Annotated in this window: 4 protein-coding genes; 3 read left to right on the top strand and 1 reads right to left on the bottom strand. The window is 73.9% G+C overall.

The annotated features are described in order from the left end of the window. Positions 1-347: GtrA family protein (locus JWR81_RS17875; RefSeq protein WP_297653637.1), on the bottom strand; the 347-nt coding region annotated here is incomplete at its 3' end. A gap of 132 nt (positions 348-479) precedes the next feature. Here JWR81_RS17875 and JWR81_RS17870 point away from each other — a divergent pair. The 3 genes from JWR81_RS17870 to JWR81_RS17860 all read left to right on the top strand — a co-directional run. Then, positions 480-1,691, top strand: a complete 1,212-nt coding sequence (locus JWR81_RS17870) for a 5-(carboxyamino)imidazole ribonucleotide synthase (RefSeq protein ID WP_297653634.1) — start codon at positions 480-482, stop codon at positions 1,689-1,691. A gap of 49 nt (positions 1,692-1,740) precedes the next feature. Continuing rightward, positions 1,741-2,241, top strand: coding sequence for a 5-(carboxyamino)imidazole ribonucleotide mutase (gene purE, locus JWR81_RS17865; RefSeq protein ID WP_297653631.1), 501 nt, complete (start codon positions 1,741-1,743; stop codon positions 2,239-2,241). A 950-nt stretch (positions 2,242-3,191) separates the two neighbouring features. Continuing rightward, a partial coding sequence (locus tag JWR81_RS17860; RefSeq protein WP_297653628.1) for a helix-turn-helix domain-containing protein occupies positions 3,192-4,867 on the top strand: 1,676 nt, incomplete at its 3' end.

Below are 4,867 nucleotides of genomic sequence, written 5' to 3'. Positions count from 1 at the left end.
AGCAGGTAGCGCGAGATCGCGAGCGGCGCGGTGTAGACGACCACGCCGACGCCGCTGATGACGAAGAACAGCAGGGCCTCGTGGTGGCGCTCACGTCCGCCGCGGGTGCGGAAGGACCACTCGCGGTTGAAGACGTAGGACACGATCGTGGCCACCAGCACGGCGATCACCTTGGCGGTGAGCGGCTTGGCCTCCAGCACCGTGGACTTGAGGATCAGGAACACAGCGGTGTCGATCACCCACGTGGTGCCGCCCACGACCCCGAACTTGACCAGCTCGCGGTGCTTGATGGCCAGCGTCCGGTAGGGCTCCGGGATGGCTGAGAGCACTGTTCCGACGACCGACACGTTGTCGATCGTGCCAGAGGGACACGGGTGAGGGACTTACCGGGGCGCCACCGTTACCTTGCTCTCAGGACAGAGGTGACCTTTCCACCAGGGGAGGGAGTGCCGCCCGGGCGCGCGTAGGCTCCTGTCACCGTGAACGCGTCCGCTCCTCTCCCCACCGTCGGCATGATCGGCGCCGGCCAGCTCGCACGCATGACCCACCAGGCCGCCATCGCGCTCGGCCAGTCGCTGCGCGTCCTCGCGGTGGACCCCGGCGAGCCGGCCGCGCTCGTGTGCGCCGACGTCCGTCCGGGTGGGGCCGGCGACCTCGACGCGCTGCGCGCCTTCTCCCGCGGCTGTGCCGCCGTCACGTTCGACCACGAGCAGGTGCCGCAGGAGAACCTCCGCGCGCTCGTCGCCGACGGCGTGAACGTCCAGCCCGGCCCGGACGCCCTGCTGCACGCCCAGGACAAGCTCGTGATGCGCCGCAGGCTCGGCGCGCTCGGGGCCGCGGTGCCGCCGTTCGCGGAGGTGCTGGCACCGTCGGACGCCGTGGCGTTCCTCGCCGAGCACGGCCCGTCGGTGCTCAAGGCCGTCCGTGGCGGGTACGACGGGCGCGGCGTCTGGATGGAGCCGACGCCCGAGCTCGTCGCCGAGCTGCTCGCGGCGGGCACGCCGCTCATGATCGAGAAGCGCGTGCCGATGCGCCGGGAGCTGGCCGCTCTCGTCGCGCGGTCGCCGTTCGGGCAGGCCGCGGCGTGGCCCGTGGTGGAGACCGTGCAGGCCGACGGGCAGTGCGTGCAGGTGCTCGCCCCCGCTCCCGGCCTCGACGAGGACCGCGCCGTGGCGGCCCAGGAGCTGGCGGTGCGTATCGCGTCCGAGCTCGGGGTGACGGGGTTGCTGGCCGTCGAGCTGTTCGAGACCGACACGGGCGACCTGGTGGTCAATGAGCTCGCGATGCGGCCCCACAACTCCGGGCACTGGACGATCGAGGGCTCGCGCACGTCGCAGTTCGAGCAGCACCTGCGCGCGGTGCTCGACTACCCGCTCGGTGCCACCGCCCCGACCTCGCCCGCGGTCGTCATGGCCAACGTGCTGGGCGCACCCGAGCCGGTCGCGATGAGCGTGGACGAGCGCGTGCACCACCTCTTCGCCCGCTTCCCCGACGTCAAGGTGCACCTCTACGGCAAGTCCGAGCGCCCCGCCCGCAAGGTCGGCCACGTCACGGCGCTGGGCGAGGACATGGAGAAGGTGCGTGCGAAGGCGGCGCTGGCGGCCGAATGGCTCTCGACGGCGACGTGGGCGGACGGCTGGTCGGTGCACGGGTCGCCGTCGCCCGCGACGAGCGGCACGCCGGTCGGATAGGTTCCGGCGGACGTGTTGCTCGTCGGACTGCAGGTGGGAGAGGTGGAGCGTGGCTGACGTCCGCGTGGGCGTGATCATGGGCAGTGACTCGGACTGGCCCGTCATGGAGGCCGCGGCCACCGCGCTCGCCGAGTTCGACGTGGCTTACGAGGTGGGCGTGTACTCCGCGCACCGCACGCCGCAGCGGATGCTCGACTACGCCACCGGCGCGGTGGAGCGCGGCTTGCGGGTGATCATCGCGGGCGCCGGCGGCGCGGCGCACCTGCCCGGCATGGTCGCCGCGGCCACCCCGCTGCCGGTGGTCGGCGTGCCGGTGCCGCTGGCGCGACTGGACGGTCTCGACTCGCTGCTCTCCATCGTCCAGATGCCCGCCGGGGTGCCGGTCGCGACGGTGGCCGTGGGCGGCGCGCGCAACGCCGGCCTGCTCGCCGTCCGGATGCTGGCGACGGGCGACCCGGAGCTGCTGGTGCGGATGGCGGCCTTCCAGGCGGAGCTCGCGAGCTCGGTGCTCGCGAAGGACGCAGCGCTGCGGGCCACCGTTTCGGGGTAGCCGCGCCGGGGCGGGACTCCGCGCCCCGGCCGCCCGAGCACCGTCGACCCGCTCGAGGTGGTCGCGCGCACCCTGGAGCCGCCCGACCGGGGCGCGACCCCGGCGGGAGCGGTGTCGGCCGACGCGCTCTGGACGGCCGTACGGGCCACACCGGCCACGGCCCGCTCGTCTGGACGGCGCCGACCGAAGGCGCCGGCCCGTTCCGAAATCGACGTGGCGGGATGAGGCCCGGCGGCCGTAGGGTGGCCCTACACGTGAGAGGAGGTGGTCCAGCGTTGATCAGCAACAGGACTCGTGAGGTGGCTGTCCGCTAGCACCACAGGACATTTCTCCGACCGTTTGTGGAAGCCGGTGAGTGGTGCCGGCGCAAACCCAGACAGTCACCCGTGATCCCCGGGCCCGAGCCCGTCCTGCTCGGCTTGCGCATCCGATGATGCGGCCCGGGGATCACGCATGTCCCCGCCGACTCCACGACGGCCCGCTGCGCACCGAACACGGCCCATCCGCCGCCTCGGCGTCCCGACCCGGACGGGACCGAACCCGTCGGGGCCGACGACCTCGAGACCCAGCCGGATGCCGCCGCCCGGACACGTATCACCGACATCGCGACGAGCATCCCGATGAACATCGTCCTTCCGGAGAACATCCCCAGTCGTCGTTCACCGCGACAGGCGGCGGGTTCGGCCTGCCGCAGACCGGTTCCGACCTCGTCGAGGAATCGCTTGCAGGGCCCCGTTCCGGCGATCATCTCGGGCCGACGGGGATGAACCCGAGCATTGTGGACAGTTTCGTCAGGCCCGCGCCGCTGTCAGCGGCTCCTGGGGCGAGCCGATCAAAGCTGTACAGGTCCGTCCGACAGGCGGGCGTCTGCCGCGGCTGTCACATCTGGCCCGATCCGAACGATCTAGGCGTTGCGCGTGCTTCCGGGGTACGCCGAGCAGGAGGCCGTGGTGGACGATTCCCGACCCGATCCCTCGCGCATCGAGTCGGTCACCGACCTCGCGCGCGAGCTGACCCTGCTACGGGAACGCGCGGGGCTCACCGTCCGGGAGGTCCAGAAGCGGACCGGCATCGTGCACAGCACGCTCGGCGGCTACTTCAGCGGCCGGCACAAGCCGGCGCTCGACCGTCTGGAGCTCGTGCTGAGCGCCTGCGGCGCCGACGAGCCGGAGGTGGTCGAGGCCTGGCGTGACGCGGTGCTGCGCACCCCGCACCCGTCGCGCCGCCGTCCCGCGGGCGGTGCGCCGTACCGCGGGCTGGAGTCCTACGGCAGCGCCGACGCCGACTGGTTCTACGGGCGCACGCGCCTCACGGCCGCGGTCGTGACGCGCATCCTCGCGGGCGAGGCGCGCCCGCTGATGGTGGTCGGGCCGTCGGGGGCCGGCAAGTCGTCGGTGCTGCGTGCCGGCGTCGTTCCCGCGTTCGCCGACCACGAGGGCGTGCGGGCGGTGATCATGACGCCGGGCCGGCACCCCTCGGCGGCGCTGGAGGAGGCGCTCGCCGAGCCGGGCGAGGGCCGCACCGTGCTGGTGGTCGACCAGTTCGAGGAGGTCTTCGCCGATGACGTGTCAGACGACGAGCGCACCGCGTTCGTCGGGGCGCTGTCGGCCGTCGACGTGGTGATCGGGATGCGGGCCGACTTCTACGCGCGCGCTCTGCAGCACCCGGTGCTCGCCGCTGCGCTGCAGGTGAACCAGGTGATCGTCGAGCCCCCCGGGCCGGACGAGCTGCGCGAGATCGTGCTGGCCCCGGCCGCCCGTGCGGGCCTCACCGTCGAGGCCGGTCTGGTGGAGCTGCTGCTGGCCGACGTCGCACGGCGGGGCGAGGCGGGTGTCGGCCCGTTGCCGCTGCTGTCTCACGCCCTGCTCGCCACCTGGGACCGCGGTGGCGGGGCGCGGATGACCGTGGCCGACTACCGGGCGATCGGCGGGCTCGGCGGCGCCGTCGCCCGCAGCGCCGAGGACGCCATGACCGCGCTCGAGCCGGAGCGCGAGGAGGCGGTCCGCGCGCTGTTCCTGCGGCTCGTCCACGTCACGCCGGACGCGCTGGTCACCCGCCGGCAGGTGGACCGCGACGAGCTGCCGGCCGCCGCGGCCGACCTGCTCGACGAGTTCGTCGCCAGGCGGCTCGTGGTGGTCGGGCCGGGCACGGTCGAGCTCGCGCACGAGGCGCTGCTCGCCGCCTGGCCGCGGCTGCAGGGCTGGATCGAGGCCGACCGCGTCGGGATCGTCGCCCGCCGCCAGCTCGCCGAGGCCGCACGCGACTGGCGCGACCACGACGAGGACCCCGACGTGCTGCTGCGCGGCGCGCGCCTGGTCGCGGCGGCGGAGCGGGCCGCGGCCCCGGGGGCGGACCTCAACGACCTCGAACAGCGCTTCCTCGGCGCCAGCGTCGACGTCGACCGGGCCCGCACGACCTACCGGCACCACCAGGCCCGCCGGCTGAAGCAACTGGTGGCGGCGCTCGCCGTGCTGCTGCTGGTGGCCGTCGGGCTCGGCGCGTACAGCGTCGTGCAGGGGGTGGCGACCGGGCGCGAGCGCGACGTCGCGGTGTCCCGCCAGGTGGCCGTGCGGTCCGACGCGCTGCGCGGCCGCGACCCGGCGCTGGCCGCGCAGCTCGCGGTGGC

This window comes from Pseudonocardia sp. (genome assembly GCF_025965585.1).
Lineage (GTDB): Bacteria > Actinomycetota > Actinomycetes > Mycobacteriales > Pseudonocardiaceae > Pseudonocardia.
This window is presented reverse-complemented; position numbering and strand designations above follow the sequence as displayed.